Genomic DNA, 15,191 nt, shown 5'->3' with positions numbered 1-15,191 from the left:
CCCAACCGAGTGTGCAAGTTTTTTGCCGCAGTGCAAGATAAACTTGGAGGCGGCGCGGCAACATGGTCCACTATGGCGCCATGACTGTAGCAGCGAACGACGTCGTGAGCCCAAGAGGCATGAAATGAACAAGCCGACCCGCGGCGACGCTCGCCTCGCCGCGGCTGCCACCAGCGCCAAAGCGCCGCCCATGCTGAAGCTCGAAGACGCGCCAATGAGCGATGTCGTCGATGCCTTGGCCAATGGGCGGGTCACCGCCACTGATCTGACCAAAGGCTACCTTGCGCGCATTGAGGCCTACGACCGCGATGGGCCCATGCTCAACGCCGTGCGCGCGCTCAATCCCGACGCGCTCTCGATCGCGGGCAAGCTCGACGACTTCGGGCCGTCGGTCAAGCGGCCGCTGGCCGGGGTCCCGATTCTGGTGAAGGACAATATCGCGACCGCTGACAAACAGCCGACCACGGCCGGCTCGCTGGCGCTGGAGGGCGCGCGCGCCAGGGACGACGCCACCGTCATCAAGCTGTTGCGCGACGCCGGCGCGATCATCCTGGGCAAGGCGAACCTGACGGAGTTCGCCAACATGCTCGCGATCGACATGCCCTCGGGCTACTCGTCGCTCGGCGGCCAGGTGAAGAACCCCTACGTGCCTGACCTGACGGACGAGCATGGCATCCCGGTCGTGCAGCCGGGCGGATCGAGCTCGGGATCCGCGGTCGCGGTGGCGGCAGGCCTGTGTGCGGCCTCGATCGGCACGGAGACCTCGGGTTCGCTGCTATCCCCCGCCAGCCAAAACGGCCTCGTCACCGTTAAGCCGACCGTCGGGCTGATCAGCCGTGCCGGCATTTTGCCGATCTCGCACAGCCAGGACACGGCAGGGCCGATGACGCGCACCGTGCGCGACGCAGCGCTGCTGTTGAACGTGCTGGCCGCCAAGGACCCGCGCGATACGGCGACGGCACGGCAGCGGCGGCCGGCCGATTACACCGCCGGCCTCGCTAAGGATGCGATGAAGGGCGCGCGGATCGGCGTGCCGAGCGACCCCGCCGATCCCCTCAACGATTGCTACTACGGCAAGCTGCTCCCCAACCGGGTCAAGGTGATGCGTGAGGCGATCAGGGTGCTGGAGGATCTCGGCGCCGTCATCGTGCGCGCCAGCATGCCGACAGCCGGCTGGATCGGCGGACCGGGCACGACCATGGCCGCGCTCAACCGCAATCCGTTGAGCCGCAACAAGGGCAATCCGGGGTCGCCGCCGATCGTCTTCATCTACGAGCTGAAGCGCGATCTCAATCTCTATCTGAGGGATTGGGCGACCAACACCGCGATCAAGACCATGGCCGACATCGTGGCCTTCAACGAAGCACACGCGGAGAAGGCGCTGCGTTTCGGCCAGGACCTGTTCCTCGCCGCTGACATGACCAAAGGCGATCTCAGCGAGCGCGAGTACAAGTCAGCGCGAGCTATGGACCTGCTCGCGGCCAAGACGCGCGGCATGGACGCCTACATGAAGCAGCACAGGCTCGACGCCGTGCTGTTCGCCGGCGCAACGGGCGCGGCGATCGCGGCCAAGGCGGGCTATCCCAGCGTCATGGTGCCCGGAGGCTTCATCTCGGGCACAACAGACGGCAAGGATACGCCCGACTATCCGCTCGGCATCGCTTTCGCTGGGCGCGCCTGGAGCGAGCACAAGCTTCTGCGTCTGGCTTACGCCTACGAGCAGGCGTCGCAGATGCGCAAACCACCGTTGGAATGAGCTGCGCCTCAATAGAGGTGGATGGGGAGCGCGGCGCCATCCGGGCCGACCAGCAGACCCCAGGTCTCGTTAGCAGAGACCTCGAACTCCCGGTTCTGCGCCGTACCGCTCGCCACCTTGAGGGTGACCTTGTACCTGCCCGCAGGCAGGTCGATCCTTTGGCTGTCCGGCACCTTGTCTGCGTCCTCGGCGGAGTCAGACAAGTCAGCCCCGGCTTTGGCTGCCAACTTGATGGTCTGCCCATTGATGGTGATGACGGCCTCTTCATCTGTTCGGTTGCCGAGCATCAGTTTGACCTGCCCGGGCTTCGGCTGCAGGCCGCCCTTAGCTTCGGCCACCTTGCGCAGCGACAGATCGGCGATCGTCATGTCGCGCTCGCGGGTGAGCCGGAGCAGCGCCGGCCGACCTGACGCCTTGAACGCGATCACGGCACGGTCCGGCTCGATCGCTGCACCATCATTCTCCGTCCAGCCGCGCTTTTCGAGCTCGGCACGATAGAAGCCGAGCACGGACGCAAGATCGAGCGGCGTCTCGGCATGAACCGAGCTGATAAACGGTGAATTCTTCGCGGTCGTGACGTCCCAGCGCTCGGGCAGCGGCAGGCCGGTGTTGTCCGAAACCTTCGATTCGAAATAGTTGCCCGCGGCCCGTGTCGGCAACACGTAAGAGATAGCAATACAGAACAGGCGCTGGGCGACGGTGTCAGGGGGGCAATGGCTTCGGACCGCCCACCAGGTTTCGTCCAGAGAGTTGTCTGACCGGGACGTGCGATCCCAGCCGATATGAATGCTCTTTGTCGGGCTCTCCTGGGTGGGGCTCGTCGCGACCGGGCTTGCCAACACAGCCGTCGTGGCGACCAGACCGCCGGCGAGCAACAGGGCTTTCGTAAGACGATTCATCTCAGGCTTCCCATGTCCATGAGAGTCCTGGGCTCAGGTCCTCATTCCAAGCTTAGTCGCCTGGATCGGGCAGGACGTTCATGACCCGTTGGCCAGGGAGGAACCGCCTACCGGCCCTCAAACTTCGGCTCGCGCTTCTCCATAAAGGCCTTCATGCCCTCGACCATGTCCTGCGTCTTGAACAGCGGCAAAAGCTGGAGATAGACGTGGTGGACGTGGTCGGGGAAGGTCTCGTTCAGGCCCATGCGCATCATGCGTTTCGACGCCTGCACGGCGAGCGGCGCGTTGGCGGCGATCTCGCGGGCCATCGCACGAGCGCGGCCCATCAGTTCGCCGTCGGGGACGACCTCGTTGGCGAGGCCCCATGTCAGACACTCCCGCGCGCTGAGCGTGCGGCCGGTGAAGATCAGCTCGGACGCCTTGGCCCAGCCGATCATGCGCGGCAGGAGCCAGGTGCCGCCGGATTCCGGCACCACGCCGCGCTTGACGAAGGCGGCGGCGAGTTTGGCCGACTCCGCCATGATGCGAATATCGCAGCCGAGCGCGGTATCCATGCCGTAGCCGGCCGCGCCGCCGTTGACGGCGCAGATGGTCGGCTTGTCCATCGCCTGCAACACCGTCGGCGGCGTGTTGCGCAGGTTGAGCGTGGTCGGCGAGGACGCCGCCGAAAGGCCGTTGCCGTTCCGCTCCTGGCGCAAATCGAGTCCGGCGCAGAACGCCCGTCCCTTGCCGGTGAGGATAACGCAGCGGACCATCGGGTCCTCGTTGGCCTCGGTCAGGCGCCGCGCGAGGTCGTTGAGCATCGGACCGGAGATCGTGTTCATCCGCTCCGGCGCGTTGAGCGTGATGGTCGCGATGTGGTCAGCGACCTCGTAGAGAACTTCCCTCGCCCCGGATTTGGCTGTGCTTGCTGCTGCATCACTCATGGGAGCCTCTCTTGCGTTTGGTGTTTGTCCCGTAGCCCGGACGAGCGAAGCGACATCCGGGGACTTGTTGCGCGTTGTCCCGGGTATCGCTGGGCTAACCCGGGCTACGAAGTGTCAGATCTTTCGCCCGGCCCGTTCCCAATAGGGATCGCGCAGGCGGCGCTTGAAAATCTTTCCGGAATCTTCGCGCGGCAGTTGGGCGTGGATCTCGATGTGTTTTGGCACCTTGTAGTCGGCGAGCGAGGCCTTGAGCCGCGCACGAATTTCAGTCGCGTCCAGCGTCACGCCGGCTTGCGGCTCGACCACCGCCATCAGCGCCTCGCCGAACTCGGCGTCGGGAATGCCGAACACAGCGCAATCATGCACGCCGGGCACGGCGTGCAGCACCGACTCGATCTCGGCCGGATAGATGTTGACGCCGCCTGAGATCACCATGTCGCGCTTGCGGTCGCAGATGAAGACATAGCCGTCCGCGTCGATGTAGCCGACGTCGCCGGAGGTGATGAACCCCTCGCGGTCGATCTCGGTGCGCTTCTCCGGCTTGTTGTGATAGGTGAAGTCAGCCGTCTGTGGCATCCGGGAATAGATTTCGCCGATCTCGCCGACCGGCAATGCGCGACCGTCCTCGCCGAGGAACCGCAGCTCGGCGCCGGGCGAGATCTTGCCGACGGTGCCCGGCTTCTTCAGCGCGTCCTCTGAGGTCGCGAAGGTGACAGCGCCCGACTCGGTCGAGCCGTAGAATTCATAGATCACCGGCCCCCACCACTCGATCATGGCGCGCTTGACGTCGGGCGGACACGGCGCGGCGGCGTGAATGACATGGCGGAGCGAGGACATGTCGTATTGCCTGCGGACTTTTTCCGGCAGCTTCATCAGGCGGATGAACATCGTCGGCACCATGAAGATGGTGTCGATCCTGTAGCGCGCGATCAGCTCCAGAAATTCTTCCGCCTCGAAGCGCGGCATCAGAAGCAGCGCGCCGCCGAGCTTTCCGGCGCGCAGGCCGAACGAGTTCGGCGCGGAGTGATAGAGCGGCCCCGGCAACAGCGCGCGGGCGCCCGGCTTGAGGCCGTAGATCATCGCGCGCATGCGCTCGCCCGCCGCCTGCTGCTCCGGTGTCGGTGCATGACGCCGCACGCCCTTCGGGTGCCCCGTCGTGCCCGAGGTGTAGATCATGTTCATTGGCTGCGGCACGACCGGGCCGTCATAGGGTTGGTACTGCTTCAGCCAGGACTCGAAGTCGATCGCGAAGTCCGGTGTCTTCAAATGATCGGGATGGATCTTGTAGCTTTTCAGGATTTCAGGCGGCGTCGGCACGCTGATCGCGGTGACGCCTTTGGGAATCGCGTCGCGCAAGGCGTGCAGCATGTCGGCATGGCCGATCAGCACCGATGTGCCGGAGTCCTTCAGGATATAGTTGATCTCCTCCGGCTTGAAGTGCCAATTGATCGGCACGCCATAGGCCCCGAGCCGCATCGCCGCATAAGCCGCCTCGATGAAGGCGATGTCGTTGCGCAGCAGCACGCAGACGCAATCGCCCTGCTTGACGCCGATTTTGGCGAGACCGCTCGCGATGCGGTTCGAGCGGTCAGCGACGTCAGCATGGGTGCGGCGGCGTTTGCCGGAGACGATGCCGAGGAAGTTGGACGTTTCGCTCATTTTGTTTTTCTTTTTTGTCGTAGATGTTGGCTGTCATTCCGGGGCGGCTCGAAGAGCCGAACCCGGAATCTCGAGGTTCCGGGTTCGATGCTGCGCATCGCCCCGGAACGACGGAAAGCTAATCCGCAAACCTTGGCGCGCGCTTCTCCATATTGGCGCGCACCGCTTCGGTCTGGTTGGGGCTGCCGATCAGCTTCTGCTGCTCGACGGATTCGGCGAGCAGCGCCGGGCCCGGATCGACCGAGAGATTGTTCAGCATGCGTTTTGCGGCGCGGATCGCATCCGGGCTCTTGCCTGCGATCTCGCGCGCGACTTCGAGCGCTGCGGCGCGCGGATCGTCGCAGATGCGCGTGGCGAGACCATAGCTGAGCGCCTCCTGCGCGGAGAAGATGCGGCCGGTATAGGTGAGCTCGCGCAGGATGTCGTCGCGCACGAGGCTCGCGAGGATCGGCGTGCCCGCCATGTCGGGCACCAGACCCCATTTGATTTCCATGACCGACATCCGCGCATCGGCTGCGAGGAAGCGCATGTCGGCGCCGAGCGCGAGCTGAAAGCCGCCGCCGAAAGCGACGCCATGGATCGCGGCGATGACGGGAACCCCAAGCTGCCGCCAGCCCCAGACCGCCTGCTGCGGGAAGTTGGCTTGGCCGTGCGTGCGTTTGGTGAGATCACGATTTTCGCCACCCGGAATTCCGTTGCCGCCCTTCTCCTTCATGGCGGCAAAACGTCCCATGTCGAGACCGGCGCAGAAGGCGCGGCCCTCGCCCGAGAGCACGACCGCGCGCACACCTTTTTCCTTGGAAAGACGGTCGGTTGCACCGACGAGCGCCTCGAACATCGCCTGATCCAGCGCGTTCATCTTGTCCGCTCGTACAAGACGGACATCGGCAACGCCTTCCGAAATCGAGATCGAGACGCGCTCTTCCATGGATCAATTCTCCTCAGTTCTTGCCTATTCTTGTTCGATGCCGCTTTACAGGAAGCCGGCGTCCGGATTTAGTCAATCGACCAATTAACTGACAATCCCTGCGGGGGAAACACCCATGTTCAGAGAAAATCTTCTGGCCGGTCGGCGCATCCTGGTGACCGGCGGCGGGACCGGACTCGGCAAGTCGATGGCGTCGCGCTTCCTCCAGCTTGGCGCCGAGGTGCACATCTGCGGCCGGCGCAAGATCGTGTGCGACGAGACCGCAACCGAGCTGATGGATCTGTATGGCGGCCGCGTCACCAGCCACGGCGTCGACATCCGCAATGCGCTCGCGGTCGAAGAGATGATCGAGAACATTTTTCGCGAGGCGCCCCTCACCGATCTCATCAACAATGCCGCCGGCAATTTCATCTCGCGCTCGGAAGAGCTGTCGCCGCGCGGCTTCGATGCGGTCGCCAACATCGTCATGCACGGCACGTTCTACGTGACGCAGGCGGTCGGCAAGCGCTGGATCGCCGCGCGGCAGCCGGGCAACATCGTCTCGATCACCGTGACCTGGGTGCGCAACGGCTCGCCCTACGTCGTGCCGTCGGCGATGAGCAAGTCGGCGATCCACGCCATGACCATGTCGCTTGCGACCGAATGGGGCCGCTACGGCATTCGCCTCAACACCATCGCGCCCGGCGAAATCCCGACCGAGGGCATGAGCAAGCGCATCAAGCCGGGCGACGAGGCCGGCGCGCGCACCAAGGCGATGAATCCGATGGGCCGCGTCGGCACCATGGAGGAGTTGCAGAACCTCGCGGTGTTCCTCATCTCCGGCGGCTGCGACTGGATCAACGGCGAGACCATCGCCATGGACGGCGCGCAGGCGCTCGCGATGGGCGGCAATTTCTACCAGCTGCGCGACTGGACCGACGACGACTGGACCAAGGCGCGCGAGAGCATCAAGGCGCAGAACGAGAAGGACCGGGCTGCGCGGGGGTAGCTGTCGTCGTCCCGCACACTCAACTGTCGTCCCGGCGAAGGCCGGGACGACGATCAAGTGTTGAGCTTGGCCCATATTGTCATTGCCCGCAGATGACGCCACACTCCGCGCCATAAAAACAAACGTCACGGGAGAGACATGTCCACGCTACAGCCCACGGCTGATCTCGCCGACATGGTGCGCGAGCGCGCCAGGAGCCGCGGCAGTGCCGTCGCCTATGAGTTCGAGGGCCGCCTCACCACTTTTGCCGAGTTCGACGTGAGGACCAACAAGGTCGCCAATGCGCTGATCGCGATGGGCGTGACCAAGGGCAGCCGCATCGCCTATCTCGGCAAGAACAGCGACATCTATTTCGAGCTGCTGCTCGGCGCGGTGAAGGCTGGCGTCGTGATGGCACCGGTGAACTGGCGGCTCGCAGGGCCCGAGGTCGCCTTCATCGTCGACGACTGCAAGGCGCCGGTGCTGTTCGTGGGCCCGGAGTTCATCACGCTGGTGCGCCAGATCAGGGACAAGCTGCCGGGCGTGCGCACCGTCATCACCACCGAGGGCGGCGTGCCGGAGTGGCAGGATTTTACGCCCTGGCGCGATGCGCAGAACGGCAGCGATCCAAACGTGCCGATCAGCGCCAAGGACATCGCGATGCAGCTCTACACGTCCGGCACCACGGGCAAGCCGAAGGGCGCGATGCTGTCGCATTCGAACTTCAAGAGCCTGCTGGAGGCCGGCGGCGCCGCGGATACGCCTGACTGGAACAAATGGACGACCGACGACGTGTCGCTGATTGCCATGCCGATCTTCCATATCGGCGGCTCCGGCTGGGGCGTGGTGGGCCTCGGCCATGGCGCACGCAGCGTGATCGCACGCGAGTTCGATCCGACCAAAGTGCTCGACTTCTTCGAGCAGTTCGGCATCACAAAGCTGTTCATGGTGCCGGCGGCGATGCAATTCGTGGTGCGGCAGCCGCGCGCGAAGACGATGGATTTTTCGCGGCTGAAATACATGCTCTATGGCGCTTCCCCGATTCCGGCGGCGCTGCTCAAGGAGTGCATCGAAGTCTTCAAATGCGGTTTCGTGCAGCTCTACGGCATGACCGAGACGACCGGGACCATCGTCGCCTTGCCGCCGGAGGACCATGTCGAGGGCCTGGAGCGGATGCGCTCGGCCGGCAAGGCGCTGGCAGGCGTCGAGCTTGCGATCCTCGATGCCGACGGCAAGCCGCTGCCGCCGCGCCAGGTCGGCGAGATCGCGACGCGCTCGGATCACAACATGTCCGGCTACTGGAATCTGCCGGAGGCCACGGCCGCGACGTTGCGCAGCGACGGCTGGCTGCGCACGGGCGATGCCGGCTACATGGACGAGGACGGCTATCTCTACATCCACGACCGCATCAAGGACATGATCATCTCCGGCGGCGAGAACATCTACCCGGCGGAAGTCGAGAGCGCGGTCTGCGATCACCCCGACGTCGCGGAAGCCGCCGTGATCGGCGTGCCCGATGACAAATGGGGCGAAGCGGTCAAGGCGATCGTGGTGATGAAGCCGGGTAAGCAGGCGACCGCGTCAGACATCATCAACTTCACCCGGGAGCGCATCGCCGGCTACAAGACGCCGAAGAGCGTGGAGTTCATCCCCGCGCTGCCGCGCAATCCCTCAGGCAAGATCTTGCGGCGGGAATTGCGGGAGCCGTTCTGGGCGGGGAAGGATCGGAGGGTGAATTGATTTCGTAGGGTGGGCAAAGGCGCGCTCTTCGCGCGCCGTGCCCACCACTCTTCCACGTGTGCGACAGAAGTGGTGGGCACGCTTCGCTTTGCCCCCCTACGAAGCTTCGCAATGACGCCTAGTGCTTCCCCGGCCCCATATAGCCGAACAAGAACCCCGCGACTTTCCGCATCTGGATCTCCTCGCTGCCTTCGGTGATGCGGTAGCGGCGGTGGTGGCGGTAGATGTGCTCGAAGGCTTTGTGGCGTGAGTAGCCCATGCCGCCATGGACCTGCATGGCGCGGTCGGCGGCTTCGCAGCAGAGGCGGTTTGCCCAGTAGTTGCACATCGAGACGCGGTCGGAGAGCGTGCGCTCGATCTGTTCCTCGTTGAGCTGGTCCATCTCCCAGGCGGTCTTGCGGATCAGCAGGCGCAGCATCTCGGCCTGGGTCGCGAGCTCGACCAGCGGGAACTGGATCGCCTGGTTCTCGGCGAGCGCGCGGCCGAACGGTTTTCGCTCACGTGCATATTTGACGCTTTCGTTGATGCAGTAGACGGCGGCACCGAGCGAGCTTGCCGCCTGCCGGATGCGGTTCTGGTGCACAAAGCACTGTGCGAGCGACAGGCCGCGCCCGACCTCGCCGAACAGCGCATCCTCTGAAACGAACACGTCCGTAAAACTGACGCGGGGATGGTCGGTCGGCATGTTGAAGGTCCACATGTACTCCTCGATCCTGACGCCCTCGCTCTTGGCCGGCACCAGGAAGCAGGTGATGCCGCGGGCATCGCCATCGTTGCCGCTGGTGCGCGCGAACAGCGCGCAGTGGGTCGCGACATGCATGCCGGTCGTCCACATCTTCTCGCCGTTGATGATCCAGCCCTTGACGTTGTCGCGCACAGCCGGCACCGCGCGCGTCTCCATGTGGGTGGCGTCCGAACCGTGATGCGGTTCGGTCAGACCAAAGGTGATGCGGTACTTGCCCCTGATCGAGCCGTCGATCATCGCCTTCTGGTCGTCGCGGCCGTAGCGGTCGAGCATGGTGACGACGGGGAAATTGCCGACGATCGAATGCTCGTTCTGGAGATCGTTGTGCAGGCCGAGACCTTTTGCGGCAAAGTGCTCGCGGATGACGGCCATCCAGAGGTTGGAGCCGTCCTTGCCGCCATACTGCTTCGGCACCGGAAAGCGGAGATGGCCGGCGGCGTCGGCCAGGTCCTTGGCCTTGCGCAGCAGCACTTCCCACTCATGTCGCGGCAGGCCGCCATTCTCGAAATCGGTGCGCGCCCATTCGCGGCGATGATCGAAGAAGCGGATGTTGTCGTCGGCCTGTTCCAGCGGCTTGATCTCGCGTTCGATGAAGCGGTCGAGCGCTCCGAGATAGGCGACGAGATCGGCAGGCAAAGAGAAATCCACGGCAGTCTCTCCCGGCTTGATTTTGTGTTTTGCGTTAAGGCGCTACGCGCACATTCTGCTGCGATCGATTAAGGTGAGAAGACCGCACGCAAGTCAAGCAATGCGAGACGCGTGACGCACGCAAGGCGCATTGCGCAATTCGAGTGGTGCGCGCGCGTGGGCGCGCGCTAGTATGCGCACCAATATTCTCTGCCACAGAAAAACGCGGGAGCGACCATGGAGCTGAAATTTTCGAAGGTGGAACGCAAGGGACCGATCACGATCATCACGCTGTCGCGCCCCGAAGTCTACAACGCGCTGCATATCGACGCCCATTTCGAGCTCAACAAGGTGTTTGACGACTTCTCCGCGGACCCTGCGCAATGGATCGCAGTCGTCACCGGCGCCGGCGACAAGGCCTTCTGCGCCGGCAACGATCTGAAGTGGCAGGCGGCAGGTGGAAAACGCGGCTGGGACAAGGGCGGCTTTGCCGGCCTCACCTCGCGCTTCGATTGCGACAAGCCGATCATCGCCGCGGTGAACGGCGTCGCCATGGGCGGCGGTTTCGAGATCGCGCTCGCCTGCGACCTGATCATCGCGTCGGAGAATGCGACGTTTGCGCTGCCCGAGCCGCGCGTTGGCCTCGCCGCGCTCGCCGGCGGCCTGCACAGGCTGCCGCGGCAGATCGGCTTGAAGCGCGCCATGGGCATGATCCTCACCGCGCGCCACGTCTCGGCCCGCGAAGGTCTCGAGCTCGGCTTCGTCAACGAGGTGGTGCCGCAAGGCGAAGCACTATCGGCCGCGCTGCGCTGGGCCGAGTTGATCGCCAAGAACTCGCCGACGTCGATCCGCGCCTCCAAGCAGACCATCCAGAAGGGCCTCGCGGTATCGCTGGAGCAGGCAATCGAGGAGCAGCGGGAGTACCCAGCGGTGAAGGCGATGGTGGCGTCGCAGGACTACATCGAGGGCCCGAAGGCGTTTGCGGAGAAGCGGCCGCCGAAGTGGCTGGGGAAGTAGGACCACTGCCCGTCATTCCGGGGCGCGCCCCTTTGGGCGCGAGCCCGGAATCCATCGAGCGGCAGAACACGCGGATGAATGGATTCCGGGCTCGTCGCGTTGCGACGCCCCGGAATGACGGCGGAGTGAGCCGCCCCGCCTACCCCTCTCGCCCCAGCTCCCGCTTGTACGACGCGTAGTTCGGCTGATCGACCGCAAGCTTGTCCATCGTGGTCGCCCAGAGATGCTCCGACAACCCCGGCGTCGCGAGGTCGACCTCGCCTTTCGCGATGCGTTCGGCGAGAACGCGGTTGAGCTCGGCGACGGAGCCCTCGGTGCCGAGCAGCGTACGTAGCCGTTCCACTTCCCTCGCATCGCTCCCCTCCTCCCGCGTCAACTGCCGCGCGACGAGATCGAGGATGTTGACGGCGACCCTCAGCTTGAAGGCCTGGTGGCCGGAGATGAGCGGCGTGATGTCGTTGCGGAGGAAATCGGCGACGGCCTTGGTCAATTCGATCGGCGTCGGTTCGTCCTGCATCTTCACCTCCCGCGCGGCGCCAAGAGCCGCAACAGATCGATCTCGGTCTCCGAGGCGCGGCGGCCGATCATGGCGTGCTCCATCGAATGGTCCGGCCAGGTGCGGAAGCGCTGCATCATGCGGCTGCACATGATGCCCCAGCGCAGCGTGCCCATCACCTCCCAGAACATCACGCGGTCGGGGTCGACCTTGCGGCCGCTCTCCTCGTAGCCGGCGAACATGTCCTCGCGCGACCCAAAGCCGCCGACCGGCTGGTCGATCTCACCAAAGCGCCAGGAGTTGACGCAGATCCAGCCGAGATCCTCCATGGGGTCGCCGAGATGGGCGAGCTCCCAGTCCAGCACCGCACGCACGCCGTCCGCGCCGATGATGAGATTGCCGTTGCGGAAATCGCCGTGCACCAGCGTCACCTCCGCCGACAGACCAGGGTCGTGGTCGCTCAGCCAGCGCAGCGCCAGCTCGACCACCGGCCGCGGCCGGCCGAAGCCGCGATATTCGCGCGCGAGATCGGCGATCTCGCCGGTTGACGTCACCTGTCGGAGTTTTGGCAGTCTTGCCGCCGGCAGACCGTGGAGGCCTGCGGCGATGCGCCCGATCTGGCGGGCCAGGATCGGACGTGCCGCGGCAAACTCCTCATCCCGCAAAATCTTGCGCGCAATGGTCTCGCCTTCGACACGCGCCATGATGAAGCCCGCGCCTAGGTTCTCGTCCGGTGTCAGCACATGCAACACGCGCGGCGACGGCACGCCGGCATCATGCGCGAGCTGCATCAAGGTCGCCTCGGCCTCGAGACCGGGCCCGCGCATGGACGACGGGCCGGAGCCCGGCGGCGCGCGGCGCAAGATCGCGCCGATGTTGCCGTCGGGATGCAAGATGTCGAAGCGCCAGGTTTCCTGGCTGGCGCCGCCGGACAGCTTTGCGGCGCCCGCGACGCCGGTCGCGCCGGGGCACCAGCGCAGGACGATGCGGGAAAGCTCCGCCTCGATCATTTGCCCCGAAACTTCGCCGGACGTTTCTCCAGGAACGCACCGACGCCTTCACGGAAGTCTTCGGTGTCGCCGGCGCGCAGCTGGCACTGGAACTCGAGATTGAGCTGCTCTTCGAAGGAGTTTTCCGGGCTGTCCCAATAGAGTTTGCGGATCAGCGACAGGGCGATCGTCGGGCCGTTGGCGAGGTCGTGCGCGAGCTTCATCGCCTCGTCCATCAGCGCACCGTCGTCATAGACGCGGTTGACGAGACCCCATTCCAGCGCCTTCTCCGCCGGCAGCCGCTCGCCCATCAGCGACAATTCGATCGAGCGCGCACGGCCGATGAGGCGCGGCAACAGCCAGGTCGAGCCGCAATCCGGCACGAGGCCGATACGACGGAAGGCCTGCAGGAAATAGGCCGAACGCGCGCAAAGGATCATGTCACCGAGCAGCGCGAAGCTCATGCCGGCACCGGCGGCCGGCCCATTGACCGCCGACACGATCGGACAATGCAGGTTGCGGATGCGCCGCAGGAACGGGTGGAAGCCGGTCTCCAGCGTCAGGCCGGCCTTGGTCTTCTTGGACTGGTTGTTGCGACCTTGCAGATTTGCGCCCGTGCAGAAGGCACGCCCTGCCCCGGTCAGCACGATGCAGCGGACGTCACTCTTTCTGTCCTCGATTTCGTCGAGCGCCTCGGCAAGACCGCCCAACATATCCGCGGAGACCGCGTTCATGACCTCCTGGTGGTCCAGCTTGAGAATGGCGACCGGCCCGTCGAAGTCGAGCGTGACGTGCTTGAACTGCATTGTTTCCTCATCAGTTGCGGCCCGCGATGTTCCGCGGATCGGAATTGGTTTGTCGGGGCGCATATTTGATTTTTGGCGCGGCCTTGTCCATGGTTGTCAGGACATATCGCATCGGCATATCAGACCATCTTGCGCGCACCGGCTGGCGCCGCGGTGCCAAGAAAGTGCCAAGAAACGGGAAACGCTCATGAACATTTTTGACCTCACCGGCCGCGTGGCCGTGATCACCGGCGGCAATGGCGGTATCGGGCTCGGCATCGCCCAGGCGCTCGCCGGCCAGGGCTGCAATGTCTCGATCTGGGGCCGCAATGCCGACAAGAACAAGGCCGCCGCCGCGAGCCTCGCGGGAGCGCCCGGCAAGGTGGAGAGCCGCGTCTGCGACGTCACCGATCCGAAGTCAGTCAACGACGCGATGAAGGCCACGCTCGACACGTTCGGCCGGGTCGACGGCTGCTTTGCCAATGCCGGCATCGGCGGCGGCGGACGGCGCTCCTTCGTCGAGCGCACCGAGGAAGAATGGCGCACGATGTTTTCGACCAACCTCGACGGCGTATTCCACGCCTTCCAGGCCGCCGCGAAGCACATGACCGACCGCGCCAATGCCGGCGATCCCTTCGGCCGGCTGGTCGCGACCTCGAGCCTCGCCTCGATTTTTGGCACCGCCCGCAACGAGCACTACGCGGCGACCAAGGCGGCGATCAACGCGCTGGTGCGCGCGCTCGGCGTCGAGCTCGCGCGGCACGGCGTCACCGCGAACGCGATCCTGCCGGGCTGGATCAGGAGCGACATGACATCAGGTCTCATGGCCAACGAAAAATTCGTCGCCAACGTCATGCCGCGAATTCCACAGCGTCGCTTCGGCGAGCCCAGCGATTTCGGCGGCATCGCCGTCTATCTCATGAGCAAGGCGTCGTCCTATCACACGGCGGATACGTTCGTGATCGACGGCGGCTATACGGCGTACTGAGATTTCGTAGGGTGGGCAAAGGCGCACTTGCGCCGTGCCCACCATCAAGGTTTCTCATGGTGGGCACGCTACGCTTTGCCCATCCTACAACTCCAAAACCTGAGGGAGGAAAGACGACCATGTTCTCGCACGTGATGATCGGCACCAATGATCTCGACAAGGCCAAGGCGTTCTACGACACGCTGCTCGGCACGCTCGAGGTGAGGCCCGCACGGGTCGACGGCCATCGCATTTTCTACATCACCAAGACCGGCGTGTTCTCGGTGAGCAAGCCGATCAACGGCGAGCCGGCAACCTGCGCAAACGGCGGCACCATCGGCTTTGCCGCCAACTCGCCCGAGCAGGTCGACAAGTGGCACGCTGCCGGCGTCGCCGCCGGCGGAACGCCGATCGAGAATCCGCCCGGCATCCGCGAGGGCGCAGGAAACAAGCTCTATCTCGCCTATTTGCGCGATCTCGACGGCAACAAGATCTGCGCGATGCACCGGATGCCGGCTTGACCCCACACGCGACACTGTCATTCCCCGCAAAAGCGGGGAATCCAGTACGCCGCGGCTTCTCCGCATCCTCGCACAGCCTCTGGAATACTGGGCGGATTCGCCCGGTCGAGCCGGGCGATGACAGCCGAGATAGTGGCGGGTCTTCCTGAGCGTCACCCGCGTTCAAACA

The 15,191-nt window shown here is 64.7% G+C and carries 14 protein-coding genes; 6 read left to right on the top strand and 8 right to left on the bottom strand.

Annotation, left to right across the window (positions count from 1 at the left end; translation table 11 throughout):
- The first annotated feature begins 124 nt into the window (after positions 1 to 124).
- Positions 125 to 1,756 carry an amidase family protein gene (locus JQ632_RS26315; protein ID WP_212405549.1) on the top strand — a complete coding sequence of 544 codons (1,632 nt, stop codon included), beginning with the start codon at positions 125 to 127 and terminating at the stop codon, positions 1,754 to 1,756.
- Positions 1,757 to 1,764: 8 nt separating this feature from the next.
- Here JQ632_RS26315 and JQ632_RS26310 read toward each other — a convergent pair whose 3' ends face one another.
- From JQ632_RS26310 to JQ632_RS26295, 4 genes are all read right to left on the bottom strand, one after another.
- Positions 1,765 to 2,655 (bottom strand): hypothetical protein, encoded by an 891-nt coding sequence (locus tag JQ632_RS26310; RefSeq protein ID WP_212405548.1) that lies wholly within the window; start codon positions 2,653 to 2,655, stop codon positions 1,765 to 1,767.
- 107 nt (positions 2,656 to 2,762) lie between these two features.
- Positions 2,763 to 3,581, bottom strand: a complete 819-nt coding sequence (locus JQ632_RS26305; RefSeq protein ID WP_212405547.1) for an enoyl-CoA hydratase/isomerase family protein — start codon at positions 3,579 to 3,581, stop codon at positions 2,763 to 2,765.
- Between the two features lie 114 nt (positions 3,582 to 3,695).
- Positions 3,696 to 5,240 (bottom strand): acyl-CoA synthetase, encoded by a 1,545-nt coding sequence (locus tag JQ632_RS26300; protein ID WP_212405546.1) that lies wholly within the window; start codon positions 5,238 to 5,240, stop codon positions 3,696 to 3,698.
- A 118-nt stretch (positions 5,241 to 5,358) separates the two neighbouring features.
- A complete protein-coding gene (locus tag JQ632_RS26295; protein ID WP_212405545.1) occupies positions 5,359 to 6,168 on the bottom strand; it encodes a crotonase/enoyl-CoA hydratase family protein in 810 nt (269 codons plus the stop codon).
- 115 nt (positions 6,169 to 6,283) lie between these two features.
- Between JQ632_RS26295 and JQ632_RS26290 the strand changes: the two genes are divergently transcribed.
- Both JQ632_RS26290 and JQ632_RS26285 read left to right on the top strand, forming a co-directional pair.
- On the top strand, positions 6,284 to 7,156 hold the full coding sequence (locus JQ632_RS26290; RefSeq protein ID WP_212405544.1) for an SDR family oxidoreductase: 873 nt from the start codon (positions 6,284 to 6,286) through the stop codon (positions 7,154 to 7,156).
- Positions 7,157 to 7,294: 138 nt separating this feature from the next.
- Positions 7,295 to 8,875 carry a fatty acid--CoA ligase gene (locus JQ632_RS26285; RefSeq protein WP_212405543.1) on the top strand — a complete coding sequence of 527 codons (1,581 nt, stop codon included), beginning with the start codon at positions 7,295 to 7,297 and terminating at the stop codon, positions 8,873 to 8,875.
- A 118-nt stretch (positions 8,876 to 8,993) separates the two neighbouring features.
- Here the strand turns inward: JQ632_RS26285 and JQ632_RS26280 are convergent, their stop codons facing one another.
- Complete coding sequence (locus JQ632_RS26280; protein ID WP_212405542.1) at positions 8,994 to 10,268, bottom strand: acyl-CoA dehydrogenase family protein; 1,275 nt, start codon at positions 10,266 to 10,268, stop codon at positions 8,994 to 8,996.
- A 216-nt stretch (positions 10,269 to 10,484) separates the two neighbouring features.
- On the opposite strand from JQ632_RS26280, the gene JQ632_RS26275 reads away from it, so the two are divergent.
- A complete protein-coding gene (locus JQ632_RS26275; protein WP_212405541.1) occupies positions 10,485 to 11,264 on the top strand; it encodes an enoyl-CoA hydratase-related protein in 780 nt (259 codons plus the stop codon).
- A gap of 139 nt (positions 11,265 to 11,403) precedes the next feature.
- Here the strand turns inward: JQ632_RS26275 and JQ632_RS26270 are convergent, their stop codons facing one another.
- From JQ632_RS26270 to JQ632_RS26260, 3 genes are read right to left on the bottom strand one after another with little or no spacing between them, the layout of a single operon-like run.
- Positions 11,404 to 11,781: a DUF6285 domain-containing protein gene (locus tag JQ632_RS26270; protein ID WP_212405540.1), complete on the bottom strand. Its 378-nt coding sequence runs from the start codon at positions 11,779 to 11,781 to the stop codon at positions 11,404 to 11,406.
- 2 nt (positions 11,782 to 11,783) lie between these two features.
- On the bottom strand, positions 11,784 to 12,770 hold the full coding sequence (locus tag JQ632_RS26265) for a phosphotransferase family protein (RefSeq protein ID WP_212405539.1): 987 nt from the start codon (positions 12,768 to 12,770) through the stop codon (positions 11,784 to 11,786).
- Positions 12,767 to 13,555: an enoyl-CoA hydratase/isomerase gene (locus JQ632_RS26260; RefSeq protein ID WP_212405538.1), complete on the bottom strand. Its 789-nt coding sequence runs from the start codon at positions 13,553 to 13,555 to the stop codon at positions 12,767 to 12,769. The genes JQ632_RS26265 and JQ632_RS26260 overlap by 4 nt, the downstream gene beginning before the upstream one ends.
- Positions 13,556 to 13,742: 187 nt before the next feature.
- On the opposite strand from JQ632_RS26260, the gene JQ632_RS26255 reads away from it, so the two are divergent.
- Positions 13,743 to 14,522: an SDR family NAD(P)-dependent oxidoreductase gene (locus JQ632_RS26255; RefSeq protein WP_212405537.1), complete on the top strand. Its 780-nt coding sequence runs from the start codon at positions 13,743 to 13,745 to the stop codon at positions 14,520 to 14,522.
- A 119-nt stretch (positions 14,523 to 14,641) separates the two neighbouring features.
- Positions 14,642 to 15,022, top strand: a complete 381-nt coding sequence (locus JQ632_RS26250) for a VOC family protein (RefSeq protein WP_212405536.1) — start codon at positions 14,642 to 14,644, stop codon at positions 15,020 to 15,022.
- The last annotated feature ends 169 nt before the right edge of the window (positions 15,023 to 15,191 follow it).

It is taken from the genome of Bradyrhizobium liaoningense (assembly GCF_018130955.1).
In the GTDB taxonomy this organism is placed as follows: domain Bacteria; phylum Pseudomonadota; class Alphaproteobacteria; order Rhizobiales; family Xanthobacteraceae; genus Bradyrhizobium; species Bradyrhizobium liaoningense_C.
Note: the sequence above shows the minus strand (reverse complement) of the source record. Positions and strands in the feature narration are given on the sequence as shown.